A 16621-nucleotide genomic window follows, 5' to 3' on the forward strand; every position below is an offset into this window, starting at 1 on the left:
TATTCTTCCTCCTTTCTTCTTTATTCAATTTTATTTATTCTGAAGGATTCATGATTTCTGTCACCTTTGCGGCTGTATCAGAATTCATTTTCCCTAGAATATCAGCTCTTGACTGCGCATCCATATTTTCCAATATCTGTGCCACCAGATTCAGATTATCTGTCATGGTGTCAAATATGGCTGCTGCTTCCTTCGGTTTCATCTGGGAATAGCCCTTAACATAATCAGATATCTTACTGTCTGTCTGCTGCTGTTCCACTACCTGTTTATACAAAAGTTCCGCATTATCCGGATCAATGCTCTCATAATATTCCTTATATTGTTCTATATCGGGTGCCTGGTCCGAAAAAACAACCTCATTATAAAATTTTTCTTTTTCTTCTTCAAATGCAGCCTCATTTGCTTCATATTCTTTCAGCTTCTGGGACTGTGCTTCCAAATCCGCGATATAAGCACTGTTTTCACTGCTCCCCTGCTGTGCCTGTGCCAGTTCCTGCTCCAGTTCTTTTATGTAAGCTACCGCTTCATCCATATTCTTATATGGATAATCCTCTTCCGTAGAAAGATCGTCCTCAGAGTCCGGTAAAATCCGGTTGACATACGGAATATCTTTTAATAGTGGACGCATTACCGTAGAGCCAAATCCTCCAACATCCCATTTAATCAGCAGTGCCAGTATTGCCAGCCATACAATAATGATGACCAATGTTACCAGAGCAACTGCCAGTTTTGAAGAACCGCCTTCCTCTTCTTCTGTATTTTCCAAATCAGTTTCCATGTTCTTTGCAGCCTTTTTTTCTGCCTTCTTTCTTGCCTTCTCCGCTTTCTTTGCTGCTTTCTTATCCATTTCTTCTGCCATCGTTACACCACCTGTCTATTTTTTCGGTCTGCCATAGCTATAGCTTACCAGTTCGTCTACTACCTTGTTATCTTCCTGCACCAGTTGTTGTTTGAAATCTTCAAAATCTTTTTCCCGTAGTTTTTCCTGCGTCTTTCGCTCTTTCATAACTTCTTCCAGTTTCTGCCTGGCGGCTTCCACATTTTTCTCTGCTACCTGCACCTGCATCATCTGTCTTCGAATCAACACCTTCATGCTTTCAATTGCCTGTCTGCATTTTTTTATTTCCAGCAAATCTATTTTGCCTTCAACCAGCTCTTTTGCCCGGTTATCATATGCATTCTTCCGCTCAAAGAGTTTTAAAAGCTTTGCCTCTTCTTCCCGGAGTGCTGCATTTGCCTGGCTGTATGCAATCTTTGCCTGACTTTCCAGTTTTAATTTAATATCTAAAATATTCTGCATCCGGTAAATAAATTTTGCCATATCTCATTCCTACTTGAATACATCTTCCAACAATGCCAATTCTTCTTCAAATGTAAATTTTTCATCAGTTCTCTGACACAGAAACTCATTGACCGCTTTTATCTTAGAAACCGCATAATCAATTTCTTCATTGGAGCCGCTCTTATAAGCGCCAATATTAATCAAATCTTCTGCTTCCTGATAGGTTGCCAGTACATTTTTCAGCTTTCCTGCCACCGCCTTATGCTCCGCCGAAACAATGGAACTCATTACACGGGAAATACTCTGCAAAATATCGATTGCCGGATAATGATTCTTATGTCCTAATTTTCTGGATAACACAATATGTCCATCCAGAATACTTCTTGCTGTATCGGTAATCGGCTCATTAAAATCGTCACCGTCTACCAGCACCGTATAAAGTCCGGTAATAGAACCTCTTTCTGCTGTTCCTGCCCGCTCTAATAATTTCGGCATTTCCGAATACACGCTTGGCGGATATCCACGGGTAACCGGTGGTTCCCCGGTAGCAAGTCCGATTTCTCTTTGCGCCATGGAGAATCGGGTCAGTGAATCCATCATCAGCAGTACATCTTTTCCCTGATCCCTGAAATATTCCGCTACAGCTGTTGCAGTTTTGGCTGCTTTATTACGAATCAATGCCGGTTTATCTGAAGTTGCCACAATTACCACCGAACGGCGCATACCTTCTTCGCCAAGGTCCCGTTCAATAAATTCTCTCACCTCTCTGCCCCGCTCTCCAATCAGGGCAATTACATTGATATCCGCTTTGGTATTTCTTGCAAACATACCAAGCAGGGTACTCTTACCAACTCCGGAACCCGCAAAAATTCCAATACGCTGTCCCTTTCCAATGGTAATTAATCCATCCACCGCTTTAACTCCCAGTGGTAATACCTCACTGATGATTTCACGCTTCATCGGATCTGGTGGTGGGGCTTCAATCGGATATTCCTTATCGGTATGAATCTCATCCACATCTGTCGGTCGTCCAATTCCATCCAGAATATGGCCTAAAACCTCATCTCCCACCAAAACAGACAAAGGATGTCCCGTATTTGCTACGATACATCCAACACCCAGACCTTCAATACTGTCAAAAGGCATCAATAACAGCCGGTTATCCTTAAAACCGACTACCTCTGCCATGACATATTCTTTTTGCTCTCTATCCCGATATATTTTACACAAGTCATTCAGTTTTGCTTCCGGTCCGATAGATTCAATGGTAAGACCTACTACCTTAGACACTCTTCCCAGGCAGGTATAATATGTCTTATCCGAAAGTAACTGATATTTTTCCAAATCACATGTCACTCTTTTTTCCTCACATACACAATGACTGTATATCACGAATCAGATTATCCAGCTGTACATCCATTCCACACTCAAACACTCCTGTATCTGTCTCTATGATACATTCTCCTTCAGTCATGGAATGAATAGTAACTAAATCCAAAGTTGCATTCTGTCCCACGCATTCTAACAGCTCCTGTTTATGTTCTTCCAGATATGCTGCCTGTTTCGGACCTGCTTTGATTGTAAATTCTTTCGGTCCGTCAATGGATTCCATTGCCCGTTTTACAAGATAAAGTACAATCTCATCCTTATCATGGAACTGCACATGAAAAACATGGGAAACCACATCTGTAATTGTATGTACAAGCTTCGGTTCCAGTTCCCGCATCTGTTCCAGATAAGAATCCTGCAGCTGCTGTTCCCTTTTTCCAATGCTCTCTAACTTTGCATCATAAACCGCAGCACCTTCCTGCATTCCCTGTTCCATGCCCTCGGCATGTCCCTCTTCCATAGCCTTCTTGCGAAGCTCGTCTGCTTCCTCCCGGGCTGCTTTTCGGATTTCGTCTGCTTCGGCATTTGCCTGTGCTAAAATTTCTTCTGCTTTTTCCTTTGCCTCTGCTTCATAATCAATTGTTTCCACCTGTGGTGCAGCAATTCCTTCTACAAATCCACCTGACTCTGCCTGTGGCTGTTCCGGTTCTTGTGTCTTTGCAAGAGCCCGGGACTGTTCTTCTAAAATACGGTATGCCAGCGTATTGGAATTAATCACGCGGCTCTCAGATTCATTCGTGATAAAACGCTGTTTATATAAATTAGACAATAATCTCATCACCTCCGCCACGGGAAATTACAATTTCTGCGGAGTCTTCCAGTTTACGAATAATACCAACAATCTTCTGCTGTGCTTCTTCTACATCCTTCATTCTTACCGGACCCATGAATTCCATATCTTCACGAATCATGGCAGCAAGACGTTTGGACAGGTTCTTAAAGATAACATTCTGAACCTCTTCGTTGGCACCCTTCAGTGCAACAGCAAGGTCATTGTTGTCCACATCACGCAGCACACGCTGGATTGCACGGTCGTCCAGCAACAGGATGTCTTCGAATACAAACATCTTCTTGCGGATTTCGTCTGCAAGCTCCGGCTCTTCGATTTCTAAGGATTCCATAATATGTTTCTCTGTTCCACGGTCTACCGTATTCAAAATACCAACGATAGCATCTACACCACCCACAATTGTGTAATCCTGATTGATCAGGGAAGATAGTTTTCTCTCTAACACACGCTCTACCTCTTTGATTACATCTGGTGAAGTTCTGTCCATCTTGGCAATACGTTTTGCAACATCCGCCTGCTTCTCCGGTGTCAGGGCTCCTAAAATCATTGCAGACTGTGCCGGTGACAGATATGACAAAATCATGGCTATGGTCTGCGGATGCTCGTCCTGAATAAAGTTCAACACCTGACTCGGATCTGTCTTTCGTACAAATTCGAACGGACGAACCTGAAGGGATGCTGTCAGTTTTGTAATAACCTCCTGTGCCTTGTCGCTGCCTAATGCCTTATCCAGGAGCTCTTTGGCATAGCCAATACCTCCTTCTGCAATATACTGCTGTGCAAGGCATACCTGATAGAATTCGTTTAATACGCTTTCTTTGGTCTGCGGTGACACACTTCTGGTATTTGCAATCTCCAGTGTCAGTTCTTCTATTTCATCTTCTTTTAAATGTTTGAAAATACTGGCCGACTTCTCCGGTCCTAATGCTATCAGCAATATCGCCGCTTTCTGAATGCCATTATATTCTTCTGTTCCCATTTATTCCCACTCCTCATTCAGCCAGTTACGAAGCAACGACGCAACAGCCTCCGGATTTTCATCTACGAATTTTTCAATCAGGACACGAATCTCTGACTTCTCATTGTAACCAATATCTTCCAAATCTTCCTGTTCTGCCTGCTTGGTTGTCTCAAGCAATGATTCTACAGAAAGTTCCGGTTCAATCTCAGTTTCTTTTTCTTTTCTGGTACTGCGGAATACCACATATCCTAACAGTGCAAATATCAGAACCGCAAGAATAATCTGCAGGTAATCCTGAAAGCCCCTGCCGCTGCCCTTAGAATATTCAAACATCGGAATATCATAGCTGACAATCGAAATATTAGATGTCGGGATACCGGTTGCATTAGATACCATAGTATAAAGATCCTGATCTACCGTTCCCTTTACCCGGTTGTTATTCTGTGTTACAAATTCATCAAAGGTCATATTGTCCAGAGTACCATCTGCTTTTAAGGTATCCTCATTATAAGTCACATAACGGGCTACCGTTACAGATATGGATGACTGGTCATATTCTATATCCCCTACAGAGCCAATGGTCTGGGTGTTCTTTTCATCCAGTGCACGGTCAATGGAATCATCTGTAATAGAGCTTTCTGATGTGCTTCCATCCGGAAGTACATAAGTTGTTCCATCTCCATTAGAGTCTGTTCCCGGTGTTCCCGACGTACCACCGGTTGAGTCTGACTGATAACGGTCCTCATGGGTAATCAGTCCTTCATCCCTGTCTCCCTGTGCAGAATAATTTTTCTCATTAGTTGTAACCTGATCAAAATTCAGCTTTAAATTTAATCCTACATCAATCGTATCATAAAGGTCTGTTCCCTTAATCACATCTGTAACAGCCTTCTTCACCTGTGTTTCTTTCTTTGTCTGATAACTGAGCTGTGTGCTGGCAGTTCCGATTGCTGTACTCTCTTCTCCACCCGCAAATAAAAGGTTGGAATTAGAGTCAATAATCGTAATATTATCCGTGGAAGAATTGCCAATCTCAGTTGCTATATATCTTGCTAAAGATGCCGCCTGGTCTTCGGACATCTCTCCGTTCAGTTCCAGCTTAACGCTGGCATAAGATTCCTGATTTCTTGTAACTAAGGTTCCATCATCTTCCGGAATATTTAAGTTAACATCTGCCGACTTAATCAAATCCATATTTTCCAGTTCTTTTGCAAATTTATCTTCCAAAAAAACCTGATACCGTTTACTCTTATCAGCTTCCGTTGTGCTGATACTGCCGCTTAATGCATCATCAATGGTAAATCCGTTGGTCGGAATACTGTTTGAGCCAAGCAAAATATTTGCATCTGCCTGATTCTTTGCATTTACCGAAAAAGTCATTCCATCAGAAGAAACCTCATAATCTATGCTGTTTCCATCCAAAAGGTCTTTTACAGATGATGCCTGCGTTGCATCCTCACAGGTTATCAGCTGAACCATCGTAGGTTTCGTCATCACGACAGCCAGTATCACCAATGCAAGAATTACTACAGCCGTAATACTGATAAGAAGCGTCTTCTGCTTTGTTGTAAACTTCAGCCACCACTCTTTTATTTTTTCTAATATTGCTTTCAATCTGTCTGGCATAATCTACTCATCCTACCTATACTAAATCTGCATGTTCATAATTTCTTTGTAAGCATCTATTACTTTATCCCTTACTGCAACTGTATAGGATAATGCAATATTGGCCTTTTCCTGTGCCACAAGCAATTCATGGGTATTGGTTGATTCTCCCAATGCAAATTTAATTTCCTCTTCCTCTGCATTGTTCTGATAATTATTTGTTTCCTTCACCATGTTCATTGCCGTTGCAAGAATATTATCAAAGCTTTCCGCGCTGTTTGACTGCTGTGTTGCAGCTGCATTCTGTGTATTAAAAACATCTGACGAAACTCCTGTTAATACATTAACATTCATCGTTTATCTCACCTTTCCAAATATCTTTTATGATTTACCAATCTGTAATCCTGCCTGTGCAATCTGTTTGCTTGCATCAAAAGCTGTTACGTTCGCCTCATATGCTCTGCTGGCATCAATAAGATTCGTCATTTCTGTTACTATATTCACATTCGGATATGACACATAACCATTTTCATCCGCATCCGGATTGGATGGGTCATATTCCATAGTAAAATCAGTAGAATAATCTTCTGTCACTGAAGAAACCTTTACTCCGTTTCCCACATAGCCTTCCCGGGAATCAGAAAGCACTTTGCTGAATGGAGTTACGCCTTTTTCCGAAAAAGTTACGATTTTTCTGCGGTAAGGTGTTCCATTCTCTGTACTGGTTGTATTTACATTTGCTACGTTCTCAGAAATGGTATCCATACGAAAACGCTGTGCCGTCATACCGGACGCACTGATATCAAACGACTGAAATAATGCCATTCTTTATTCCTCCCACACAATTTTATTTAATAACAGTTTTATACCGTGATATTTCCTGACTGATACTGTTGGTCAATCCCAGATAACGGATTGTTTCTGAGGCAAGCTCTACATTCTCCTGCTCCGGGTCAACATTGTTGCCGTCCAGACGGTAAGAATAAGAGGCATTATCGATATATGTCTTTGCATTCAGATGGTCCATATGGATATTTGCCACCTTGTCATCCAGTGAAACATATTTGCTTTTGCCCAGTTCGGATTCCAATGTACTTTCAAAATCCAAATCCCGGCGTTTATATCCAGGTGTATCAGCATTTGCAATATTATTTGATATTAACTGTTCTCTTTCCCAGCTCGCACTTGCGGCCTTATTCAGCACATTCATATAGTCAAACGCATTTGAACTTATCATACTGCACCTCCATAGTTATCCATATTGTTATTGCATCATATTTTATTATAAATAATCTTGTAAAAAACACAAGTATTTTTTTCTTATTTTTACATTATCTAGTGTTTTTTCCAATTGGCTACACAATATAAAAGGGATTTACAGCTTTTTTCCACTATAAATCCCTTTATCCGATACACCATCCGTGTGCTCTGTTTTTATATTCTTTATTTATTTTATTAATTTCTGTAGCTAATCTGCCTTGCGGATTCTGGCAAGTTCATCAAACACCACATCATTTACAACTTTGATATAAGTTCCCTTCATTCCGGAAGAACGGGATTCGATGACTCCTGCACTTTCGAACTTACGCAATGCATTTACAATAACGGAGCGTGTAATTCCTACACGATCTGCAATTTTGCTGGCTACAAGAATACCTTCTGTTCCGTTTAACTCATCAAAAATATGAGTAATTGCCTCTAACTCTGAAAAAGAAAGTGTGCTGATTGCTGAACGCACAATCTGTACTTTTCTGGTCTCTTCCGCATTTTCCTCATTCACAGAACGCATCATTTCCAGTCCGACAACCGTTGTTCCATATTCACTGAGAATAATATCATCAATGTCATACTGGTTATCATAACGATATACAAACAATGTTCCTAACCGCTCACCAGCAATATCAATCGGTGTAATAATTGCAGAATATTTCTTAATATCTGATTCAAATCCTAATGTTTCCAGATTGACGTTTTCCTTTGTGGAAAGAATTCCAAGCAGTCTTTCATTCAGCATAGAATCAATAAACCCGCCTACTTCATCAACAATCAGTTCATGAATCTCATCAATTCCACGGCACTGGCTGCTTCCGAGTACCTTTCCTTTTTTACTGATAACAAGGATATTGGAATCCAATATCTCTGTCAAAACCTCACAGATATCATTGAACACAACCTTTGACGAATTATTATTGTGCAAAAGCTTATTTATTTTTCTTGTTTTATCCAACAGCTGAACGCTCATACTTATATCCTCCACGCTATATTCAGAATAACTAGACTGTTTAATATTTTATCATGTTTATTCTGATAATTCAAGGATTTGAATTGTACTTTTAATTCTTTTCATCCTTTTTTGGTTTTTCCTCTGAAAAGCCACACTGCTCATTGGAACAGGCAAGCTTATTGCCCTTTTCTACCATATAACTTCCGCACTTCGGACATTTCTCAGATGACGGCTTTGCCCATGACATGAAATCACATTCCGGATTATTCTCACATCCGTAATATCTTCTGCCCTTCTTGGTTTTACGTAGTACAATATCTTTGCCGCATTTCGGGCAGGCAACACCAATCTTCTCAAAATACGGTTTGGTATTACGGCACTCCGGGAATCCAGGACACGCCAAGAATTTACCATGCGGGCCGTATTTAATTACCATATTTCTGCCGCACTCTTCACAGATTACATCGGTTACTTCATCTGCTATCTGCACTTTTTCCAGATCTTTTTCTGCCTTCTTTACTGCCTCATCCAAATCCGGATAGAAATTGCTTACTACTGTCTTCCAGTTTACGGTTCCCTCTTCCACGCTATCCAGCAGCGACTCCATATTAGCGGTAAAATGTTCGTCCACGATACTGGAAAATGCTTCTGTCATAATGGAATTTACTGCTTCACCAAGCTCGGTAACATAAAGGTTTTTATTTTCCTTAATCACATATCTTCTGGCAAGAATGGTGGTTATGGTCGGAGAATAGGTACTTGGTCTTCCAATTCCACGTTCCTCCAATGCCTTTACCAAAGATGCCTCGGTATAATGAGCAGGGGGCTGTGTAAAATGCTGTTTTTCATCCCATGCATCAAAACTTAATTCTGTATCTTTATCAATGGACTTAAGCATCACATTCTGTGTGCTCTTTTCCTCATCTTCATTGGTGTATACAGACATAAATCCTTCAAATACAAGCTTGGATGCTGCTACGGTAAAAAAGTATTTTCCAGCACCGATTTTTACGGATGTTGTCTCATATTTTGCATCACTCATACGGCTTGCAGTAAAACGGTTCCAGATTAACTGATACAGGCGGAACTGGTCTCTGGATAAAGATTCCTTTACCATTACCGGTGTTCTTGTAATATCAGACGGACGAATCGCTTCATGGGCATCCTGAATCTTGTTACTGCTCTTCTTTTCCTCTACATGGGAAGAAACATAATTTTCGCCATACTGCTCTGCAATAAAGCTGCGTGCCATAGCATCTGCTTCTTCTGAAATACGGACAGAATCTGTTCTCAGGTAAGTAATCAGACCAACCGTTCCGATTCCCTTTACATCCACACCTTCGTATAACTGCTGTGCTAAGCGCATGGTTTTCTGTGTGGAGAAATTCAATACCTTGGATGCTTCCTGCTGTAAGGTACTGGTGATAAACGGCTGTGGAGCCTTTTTATTACGTTCCCCTTTTTTCACATCTGTTACGGCAAATTTTTCTTTTTCAAGCTCTGCCATAATAGCATCTGCCTGTTCTCTTGAGGTGATATTCATTTTTTCTTTTGCTGTTCCGTAAAACTTTGCAGTTAACGGTTTCTTCTCACCTTTTACTTTCAGGCTGGCATCTAAGGTCCAGTATTCTTCCGGTATAAATGCATTGATTTCACTTTCACGGTCGCAGATCAAACGCAATGCCACAGACTGTACACGTCCTGCACTTAAGCCTCTTTTTACCTTTGCCCATAATAACGGGCTGATCCGGTAACCCACCATACGGTCTAACATACGGCGCGCCTGCTGGGCATTCACTAAATCCATATCGATGTCTCTCGGTTTTTTTAAAGAAGTTTTTACTGCATTCTTGGTAATCTCATTGAAACTAATCCGGTAAACCTTTTTATCAGAATTTGCCAGATTCAGTGCCTGATATAAATGCCAGGAAATTGCCTCTCCCTCACGGTCCGGGTCAGTTGCAAGATAAATGACATCTGCTTTTTTCACTTCTTTTCTTAATTTTGCAAGTACATCACCTTTTCCCCGGATGGTAATATACTTTGGTTCAAATCCGTGTTCTGCATCAAAGCCTAATGTACTCTTCGGTAAATCTCTCACATGTCCATTGGATGCATCCACTTCATAATTCTTCCCCAGAAACTTTTTAATTGTTTTAACTTTTGCCGGTGACTCAACAATAACAAGATATTTAGCCATAACCCTGCTCCTTTATTTTGTTCTCTCTATACGGTTATTCATGCATTTTTATATAATAATTCTTATATACTTCTTTGATAAAACCTGCATTTTCCAGCGTCAGCAGTATCTCACACATCCGGTCTACCGGTAGCTTTGTTTCTTCCAAAATCTGCTGGGCACTTTTCGGTTGCAAATCGAGAACACTATACACCACCCCTTCATCTTTTTCAAGTACCTTTTTTGAAAAAGCATTGGAAACTACTATATTGGCAAGATCAATTTCAAGATCCTTAAACCATTCCTCCGGAGACACTATGATGCCAGCCCCCTGCCGTATCAGGCGGTTACAGCCTCCACTTAACACATCTCCAACACGCCCCGGAAGTGCATAAATATCTTTTCCCTGCTCTAAGGCAAAGTCTGCCGTAATCAATGAACCACTCCGCTCCTTTGCTTCTATTACAACTACCACATCTGAAAACCCGCTGATTAACCGGTTCCGTTGTGGGAACAACTTTCCCAAAGGTTTTGTCTGCGGCATATATTCAGATAGAATTCCGCCTTTTTGTGTCATGGTCTGATAAAGACTCTGATTCTGTCTGGGATAACAGTAATCTGCCCCGCATCCCATAACAGCATAAGTTTCTCCCTCTGCCGCCATGGCACCACTGTGGGCTGCTCCATCAATTCCTGCTGCCAGTCCACTGATTATAATGCAGCCTGCTTTTACTGCCAGTTCCGCCAGATGTTTTGCATAGTAACGACCGTATTCACTGCATCTTCTTGCTCCCACAATAGCAATACTTTTCTTATCTTCCGGTGGCAGACTGCCCTTATAAAAAATTCCATAAGGTGGCTTATTGATATATAAAAGACGTTTCGGATAGTTTTCATCCTCTCTTGTTACAAGATACAGTCCGCTTCTTTTTAAATTCTCCCATGCTTCTTCTAAGTTCCATGCTTTTTTATAGGTAAGAACAGACTTCACATCTGCTTCAGTAATGCCCGAAATCTGCATTAATTCCTTTTCTGACATGTCATATAAGGCTCTTGCACTTCCGGCAAAACGAAACAGTTTTTCCACTTTTCCGGTTCCAATGTTTTCTGCCATCTGTGCCATACACGCCAGCCAGTATTTATATTTCATTCCATTTATCCCTCCCAGAATTTCTTATCTACATTCCGATAACAGACCGCCTCACTTAAATGTCTGGTTAGGATTTCATCTGAACCGTCCATATCTGCAATGGTTCTCGCCACCCGCAAAATTCTATGATAAGATCTGGCTGTCAATTCCAGCTTCTGATAAATGCTTTCCATATACTGTTTTTGTTTTGTCGATAATCTGCAATATTTTGTCAGTAATGCCGCCGGAATTCTACTGTTATAACGAATATTAGTTCCAGCAAACCTTTGCTGCTGCCGCTCCATAGCTGCAACCACCCTTTTTCTGATTTCTGCCGAAGTCTCCTGATGCGGATTTTCTTTAATTAAATCCTGATATTCCACACGCTTTGTCTCTACACAGATATCAATTCTGTCCAATAAAGGCTGACTGATTTTCTTTAAATACTGTTCCACCATTCCTTTCGTGCAATGACAGCGGTTCAAATCCGGATAATATCCACACCGGCAGGGATTCATGGCAGCCACCAGCATAAAATCCGACGGAAATTCATAATTTCCGGCAAGCCTTGCAAGCTTTACACAGTGTTCTTCCATAGGCTGTCTTAAAATTTCCAAAGTTTCCCGCCGGAACTCCGCCAGCTCATCTAAAAAGAGTACACCATGGTGGGCGAGACTGATTTCTCCCGGTCCCGGAACCATTCCACCACCTGCCAGTCCCTGTGGTGTTATGGTATGATGTGGATTACGGAAAGGACGTTCTGCCATCCATGCTTCACTTTCCGTCAAAAGTCCCCTTACACTGTATATTTTTGTTACCTCCAGGGCCTCCTCTTCTGTCATCTCCGGTAAAATACCCGGAATTCTCCTTGCAATCATTGTCTTTCCTGCGCCCGGTGGTCCAATCATCAGGAGATTATGTCTGCCGCTTACCGCAATCTCACAGGCTCTTTTCACAAACTGTTGTCCATTAATTTCTGAAAAATCCGGTACTTCTTTTCTCTTAACCTTTTTCTCATGCCCGATTTCTTCTTTCTCAGGCTCCCAGAATTTAATTTCATCATTAAAGCCTTTTATCACTTCTTCCAGTGTGTTTACACCAAACAGACGGATTCCTTTTACCAATGCAGCTTCTTTGGCATTTTCCACCGGCACCATACAGGCGTCCATCCGCTCCTGTGCAGCCTTTGTCACGATGGGCAATACTCCATGAATCGGTTTTATTCTTCCATCCAGTCCTACTTCTCCTACAATCAGAAGCTGTTCCAGCCTGTCTTTCGGAATAATCCCCATTGCTGCAAGCACTGCCACTGCTACCGGCAAATCAAAGGACGAACCGCATTTTCTTACATATGCCGGCGAGAGATTAATCGTAATCCGTTTTGGTGGGAGACGGTATCCACAATTTTTAAGGGCTGTCCGCACCCGCTCTCTTGCCTCCCGCACTTCTGCCGACAAAAATCCTACCATTTCAAACACTGGCATACCATCCGTCACATCTGCTTCCACGCGGATAGGAATGCTCTCAATGCCACGCACGATTGCCGTTGATACAATACTGTACATTAAATTTCACCTTTCTGTTTTGCAATTATTCTGTTTTTTGTAATTATTTCATTTTCTCTGTTCATTTTGTTTGTCCGGGATTTTTCTGCAGAAGAACTCTGCAATTTACATGAGCAGCCCCAAGATGGGTTATTCATCATTTATTTCGATAAAAAAGATGGACTCATCATATCATGAAATCCATCCTTTTCAAATACCAATTTAACACATTATAAAAATTTAATAATTGTAACCTTTTTCAAAATAAGCTTTCAGCTTCTCCAATGCCCTTTTTTCAATTCGTGAAACATAGGATCTCGAGATATTTAAACTTTTTGCAATCTCCTTTTGTGTCACCGGACAGTCCGTTTTTAAACCATAGCGCAGGTTTATGATAATCTGTTCCCGCCTGTTTAGAACCCGGGGCAGTATTTCATATAATGTCTTCACATTTCTGTCATACTCCATCTGCTCCACCACATCCGGTTCGTTATGCTCTACAATATCCAGTAAATGTATCTGGTTTCCCTCTTTATCTGTTCCGATTGGCTCATAAAGAGACACTTCCCTGGCAATTTTACGCTTACTGCGCAGATACATCAGAAGTTCATTTTCGATGCATCTCGCTGCATAAGTTGCCAGCTTATTTCCTTTTTCTACCCGGAAGGTATCGATTGCTTTAATCAATCCAATGGTTCCAATCGATATCAGATCTTCCATATCCTCTTCCACATTCTGATATTTTTTTACCACATGTGCTACCAGACGCATATTATGTTCTATCAGAATATGTTTTGCTTCAAGGCTGCCTTCCCCAAGCTGCTTTAAATATTGCTTCTCTTCCTGTATAGTCAATGGAGATAAAAATGTTTTCAATACAGCACCCTTAAAAAGCGATTTATTATATTCTATGCGTCTGCCAGGTTCTTCGTGCCTTTCCTCCTTTTTTTATCTCTATCCTTTTCTTCTGTGTCTTTTTCCTTTATAATTATCCTTATGAAGCGAATATTAGACTATACCATAACAAATGAATACAAAAACTATACGATAAGAGAATTTCTTACGGAAAAAGGATACCCGAAAGGGCTCCGGGCACATCTTTTCCGCACCAAAGATGTTCTTTTCCGAAACGGTGATACCGGGCACAGCAGTGACCGGCTGAAGGTTTCTGATAAATTAAAGATTATTTTAGAAGAATCTATGCCAAAAAGCTATCCCGCACCGGAAAACATTCCCCTTTCCATCCTCTATGAAGACGAAGATATTCTCGTTATCAATAAACCGGCACATATGCCTGTCCACCCATCCATGACACATTACGAGCATACCCTCTCCAATGCTGTCTTTTATTATCTGGGCAGCAAAAACGAAGCCGGTCCTTTCCGCTGCATCAACCGGCTGGATAAGGATACTACCGGCATCACAATCCTTGCAAAAAACAGTCTCAGTGGCGGTATCTTAGGCAGACAGATGAATGAACGGAAAATCCACCGCACCTATCTTGCCATTGTCCGTGGTATTACCCCGGAATCCGGTACCATTACTGCGCCAATCGGCAGAAAGGAAGGTTCTGTATTAGAGCGTCAGGTAGATTTTGGGCAAGGTGAATACGCCTGCACCCATTACCGCAGACTAGCTGTGAAAGAAATTTTTCCAAAAAATACTTTTTCAAGGGAGCCTCTTTCACCGGATGCACTCTCCCTTATTGCTTTGCGGCTTGACACCGGCAGAACCCACCAGATTCGTGTCCATATGAGCTACCTCGGCTACCCTTTAATTGGAGATTTCCTTTATAACCCGGATTTTTCCCTGACAAAAAGGCAGGCTCTTCATGCCTGCCAGTTAAAATTCGAACATCCAATCACAAAGGAACAGCTCTGCTTTACGGCTCCACTTCCTGCCGATATGCAAATGCTGTTCCCTGAATTTCATGTTCCAGATTTGGACAATCTATTTTCGGATTAACGGATTCTTTCGGTAAGTCCGACTTTCTTCTGCACCTTACGCAAGGTCTTATTAGAATAATAAGCTGCTTTTTCGTCATTCATTTTAATCATGCTGTCAAGATAGGTCTTGTCTGCCATCAGTTCCCCATAACGTTTCTGCAATGGCTCTAACTCTGCAGCAACTGCTTCTCCTACTGCCAGTTTGAAATCACCGTAGCCTTTTCCGTCAAATTCTTTTTCAGTTTCTTCTCTTGTCTTACCGGTTACACAACCATAAATATCAATCAGATTACTAATGCCCGGTTTATCTTCACGATATACAATTTCACTGCCGGAGTCGGTTACTGCACGTTTAAATTTGCGGATAACGGTATCTTTATCATCTAAAAGGCGGATAGTTGCATTCGGATTCTCATCGGACTTTGACATCTTTTTCTCCGGCTCCTGCAGACTCATAATCTTTGCACCTGCTTTTCCGATATATGCCTCCGGAATTGTAAATACATCTCCGTAAATAGCATTAAAACGCTGTGCAATGTCTCTGGTAATCTCAAGATGCTGCTTCTGGTCTACTCCAACCGGAACCACATCTGCCTGATACAATAAAATATCAGCCGCCATTAATACCGGATAGGTATAAAGACCTGCATTGATATTATCTGCATGCTTTGCAGCCTTGTCCTTAAACTGTGTCATACGGTTTAACTCTCCCATATAAGTAAAGCAGCCTAATATCCAGCTTAATTCTGCATGTCCGGATACATGGGACTGATAATAAATACAGTTTTTCTCCGGGTCTAATCCTGCCGCTACATATAATGCATAAAGAGAACGAGCATTTTTGCGGAACTCTGCCGGCACCTGTCTTAAGGTAAGGGAATGTAAATCCATAACACCATAGATACATTCATATTCATCTGTAAGATTTACCCAGTTTTTCAATGCTCCCAAATAATTTCCAAGGGTAAGGGTTCCTGTTGCCTGCATTCCACTATATAAAATCTTCTTTCCGTCTAACATTTATTTATCCTTCTTTCTTTTATTTTTCAATACTTCATATCGAATATATGCATAAGTCTCTTCTTCGCCGCATTCTGCCAGCATATGAAGAAGGCACTCTAAAAGTTCTCTTGATTCCTCATGAATAATATGATACTGCTTTCCATGTTCGTAATAAGCCAGAGGACTTTCGTCGGTATATTTTTCTCTCTGGTAATTCCTGCTTGCTGCCACCCGGTCAATAAACATCTCAACAACATATTTTGTTGGCATCTTCATTCCAGTAATTCCAGTGCATTTATCCGGTCCGTAATCAATCCAGTATTCCATATGATGCTTGTTTCTGCCCTTATGGTGCAGCCAGGCTGCGGAATACCCCTTATCCTCACGTTCGGCATTGTTGGGACTCATATTTCCCTGAAAATACTTACAGCCCACTAAAAATTCCGTTGGTGAATATTTCGACAAATCATGCAATAAACCCTGGCGGTAAAGTCCTACTTTAAAACAGCCTTTCATGACCAACATCTTGTGATGATTAATTGTGCAAAAATGTTTCCATGCTTTCATCTT

General features: G+C 41.3%; 17 protein-coding genes. 1 reads left to right on the forward strand and 16 read right to left on the reverse strand.

Annotated features, from left to right (window positions below):
* Window positions 1-34 precede the first annotated feature (34 nt).
* The 14 genes from OCV43_RS07815 to sigK form a co-directional block, all read right to left on the reverse strand.
* Entirely contained in the window at window positions 35-859 is an 825-nt protein-coding gene (locus tag OCV43_RS07815; RefSeq protein ID WP_022243310.1) for a MotE family protein, read from the reverse strand.
* Between the two features lie 15 nt (window positions 860-874).
* Window positions 875-1321: a flagellar export protein FliJ gene (fliJ, locus tag OCV43_RS07820; protein WP_022243311.1), complete on the reverse strand. Its 447-nt coding sequence runs from the start codon at window positions 1319-1321 to the stop codon at window positions 875-877.
* Between the two features lie 9 nt (window positions 1322-1330).
* Entirely contained in the window at window positions 1331-2638 is a 1308-nt protein-coding gene (gene fliI, locus OCV43_RS07825; protein ID WP_022243312.1) for a flagellar protein export ATPase FliI, read from the reverse strand.
* Between the two features lie 10 nt (window positions 2639-2648).
* Complete coding sequence (locus OCV43_RS07830; protein WP_262623795.1) at window positions 2649-3440, reverse strand: FliH/SctL family protein; 792 nt, start codon at window positions 3438-3440, stop codon at window positions 2649-2651.
* Window positions 3433-4440 carry a flagellar motor switch protein FliG gene (gene fliG / locus OCV43_RS07835; RefSeq protein ID WP_022243314.1) on the reverse strand — a complete coding sequence of 336 codons (1008 nt, stop codon included), beginning with the start codon at window positions 4438-4440 and terminating at the stop codon, window positions 3433-3435. The genes OCV43_RS07830 and fliG overlap by 8 nt, the downstream gene beginning before the upstream one ends.
* Complete coding sequence (locus OCV43_RS07840) at window positions 4441-6048, reverse strand: flagellar M-ring protein FliF C-terminal domain-containing protein (RefSeq protein ID WP_262623796.1); 1608 nt, start codon at window positions 6046-6048, stop codon at window positions 4441-4443.
* Between the two features lie 21 nt (window positions 6049-6069).
* Entirely contained in the window at window positions 6070-6381 is a 312-nt protein-coding gene (fliE, locus tag OCV43_RS07845) for a flagellar hook-basal body complex protein FliE (protein WP_022243316.1), read from the reverse strand.
* 27 nt (window positions 6382-6408) lie between these two features.
* The gene (gene flgC / locus OCV43_RS07850) at window positions 6409-6852 is read right to left on the reverse strand and encodes a flagellar basal body rod protein FlgC (protein WP_022243317.1); all 444 of its coding nucleotides are present in this window, start codon (window positions 6850-6852) and stop codon (window positions 6409-6411) included.
* Window positions 6853-6874: 22 nt separating this feature from the next.
* Window positions 6875-7264, reverse strand: coding sequence for a flagellar basal body rod protein FlgB (gene flgB, locus OCV43_RS07855; RefSeq protein ID WP_117698276.1), 390 nt, complete (start codon window positions 7262-7264; stop codon window positions 6875-6877).
* Between the two features lie 231 nt (window positions 7265-7495).
* Entirely contained in the window at window positions 7496-8269 is a 774-nt protein-coding gene (gene codY, locus OCV43_RS07860; protein WP_022243319.1) for a GTP-sensing pleiotropic transcriptional regulator CodY, read from the reverse strand.
* Window positions 8270-8360: 91 nt separating this feature from the next.
* Window positions 8361-10451, reverse strand: coding sequence for a type I DNA topoisomerase (gene topA / locus OCV43_RS07865; RefSeq protein ID WP_022243320.1), 2091 nt, complete (start codon window positions 10449-10451; stop codon window positions 8361-8363).
* Between the two features lie 34 nt (window positions 10452-10485).
* Window positions 10486-11580 (reverse strand): DNA-processing protein DprA, encoded by a 1095-nt coding sequence (gene dprA, locus OCV43_RS07870; RefSeq protein WP_262623797.1) that lies wholly within the window; start codon window positions 11578-11580, stop codon window positions 10486-10488.
* 5 nt (window positions 11581-11585) lie between these two features.
* Window positions 11586-13124 (reverse strand): YifB family Mg chelatase-like AAA ATPase, encoded by a 1539-nt coding sequence (locus OCV43_RS07875; RefSeq protein ID WP_022243322.1) that lies wholly within the window; start codon window positions 13122-13124, stop codon window positions 11586-11588.
* A 219-nt stretch (window positions 13125-13343) separates the two neighbouring features.
* Window positions 13344-13979: an RNA polymerase sporulation sigma factor SigK gene (gene sigK / locus OCV43_RS07880; RefSeq protein ID WP_227700910.1), complete on the reverse strand. Its 636-nt coding sequence runs from the start codon at window positions 13977-13979 to the stop codon at window positions 13344-13346.
* Window positions 13980-14099: 120 nt separating this feature from the next.
* On the opposite strand from sigK, the gene OCV43_RS07885 reads away from it, so the two are divergent.
* Window positions 14100-15068, forward strand: coding sequence for an RluA family pseudouridine synthase (locus tag OCV43_RS07885; RefSeq protein ID WP_262623798.1), 969 nt, complete (start codon window positions 14100-14102; stop codon window positions 15066-15068).
* Here the strand turns inward: OCV43_RS07885 and trpS are convergent.
* Complete coding sequence (trpS, locus tag OCV43_RS07890) at window positions 15065-16069, reverse strand: tryptophan--tRNA ligase (protein WP_022243325.1); 1005 nt, start codon at window positions 16067-16069, stop codon at window positions 15065-15067. The two genes, OCV43_RS07885 and trpS, sit on opposite strands and share 4 nt — an antisense overlap.
* Window positions 16070-16618, reverse strand: a complete 549-nt coding sequence (locus OCV43_RS07895) for a DUF5662 family protein (protein WP_022243326.1) — start codon at window positions 16616-16618, stop codon at window positions 16070-16072.
* Window positions 16619-16621 lie beyond the last annotated feature (3 nt).

Source organism: Roseburia amylophila (genome assembly GCF_025567465.1).
GTDB classification, from domain to species: Bacteria; Bacillota; Clostridia; order Lachnospirales; family Lachnospiraceae; genus Roseburia_C; species Roseburia_C amylophila.

Coding starts and splice junctions, on each gene's coding strand:
- OCV43_RS07815 (WP_022243310.1), bottom strand. CDS start 859: ATGGCAGAAGAAATGGATAAGAAAGCAGCAAAGAAAGCGGAGAAGGCA.
- fliJ (WP_022243311.1), bottom strand. CDS start 1,321: ATGGCAAAATTTATTTACCGGATGCAGAATATTTTAGATATTAAATTA.
- fliG (WP_022243314.1), bottom strand. CDS start 4,440: ATGGGAACAGAAGAATATAATGGCATTCAGAAAGCGGCGATATTGCTG.
- OCV43_RS07840 (WP_262623796.1), bottom strand. CDS start 6,048: ATGCCAGACAGATTGAAAGCAATATTAGAAAAAATAAAAGAGTGGTGG.
- fliE (WP_022243316.1), bottom strand. CDS start 6,381: ATGAATGTTAATGTATTAACAGGAGTTTCGTCAGATGTTTTTAATACA.
- flgC (WP_022243317.1), bottom strand. CDS start 6,852: ATGGCATTATTTCAGTCGTTTGATATCAGTGCGTCCGGTATGACGGCA.
- flgB (WP_117698276.1), bottom strand. CDS start 7,264: ATGATAAGTTCAAATGCGTTTGACTATATGAATGTGCTGAATAAGGCC.
- codY (WP_022243319.1), bottom strand. CDS start 8,269: ATGAGCGTTCAGCTGTTGGATAAAACAAGAAAAATAAATAAGCTTTTG.
- topA (WP_022243320.1), bottom strand. CDS start 10,451: ATGGCTAAATATCTTGTTATTGTTGAGTCACCGGCAAAAGTTAAAACA.
- dprA (WP_262623797.1), bottom strand. CDS start 11,580: ATGAAATATAAATACTGGCTGGCGTGTATGGCACAGATGGCAGAAAAC.
- OCV43_RS07875 (WP_022243322.1), bottom strand. CDS start 13,124: ATGTACAGTATTGTATCAACGGCAATCGTGCGTGGCATTGAGAGCATT.
- OCV43_RS07885 (WP_262623798.1), top strand. CDS start 14,100: ATGAAGCGAATATTAGACTATACCATAACAAATGAATACAAAAACTAT.
- trpS (WP_022243325.1), bottom strand. CDS start 16,069: ATGTTAGACGGAAAGAAGATTTTATATAGTGGAATGCAGGCAACAGGA.
- OCV43_RS07895 (WP_022243326.1), bottom strand. CDS start 16,618: ATGAAAGCATGGAAACATTTTTGCACAATTAATCATCACAAGATGTTG.